The 602-nt window shown below is 30.4% G+C and carries 1 protein-coding gene; it reads left to right on the forward strand.

The annotated features are described in order from the left end of the window. Positions 1-602 (forward strand): transposase (locus CD135_RS11445; RefSeq protein ID WP_142382254.1); only part of this gene is annotated, 602 nt, incomplete at both ends.

A 602-nucleotide genomic window follows, 5' to 3' on the forward strand; every position in this document is an offset into this window, starting at 1 on the left:
TTTCATCTAGAATTCGAAAATGAACAAAATCGATTGAAAGTTGAAATTATTGAGATACTTCATCAAACATTTCCTGGCTTAGAAAAACTATTTAAAAATCGTTATTCAATGATTGCCTTAAATATCGCTGAAATATTTACTCATCCTGATTTTGTTCAACAAAATGATATGGAAAGTATCATTTCTACAATTTTAAAATCTACAGATAAAGGGTTATCTCAACGAAAAGCAGAAAGTTATGGAGAAACACTTTTTAAATTAGCGAATGATAGTTACCCTAACGTCAATTCATCTTCGTTCCTAGTTAAAAAAGCACAATTATTAATTCAAAAATTGAAAAAGTCCATTGGACAATTATCACAATTAGATAAAGAAATGATTCAATTAGCTCAAGAACTTGACTGCTTTGAAATTATTTATTCTATACCAGGAATTGGAGATCTAACTGCAGCCATGATAATCGGTGAGCTTGGCGATATATCTCGATTCAAATCAAATAAACAGTTAAATGCTTTTGTAGGAATTGATATCAAACGATATCAATCTGGTGGGACACATTATAGAGATACCATCAATAAACGCGGTAATAAAAAGGCGAGACG

This window comes from Mammaliicoccus lentus (genome assembly GCF_002902755.1).
Taxonomy (GTDB): domain Bacteria; phylum Bacillota; class Bacilli; order Staphylococcales; family Staphylococcaceae; genus Mammaliicoccus; species Mammaliicoccus lentus.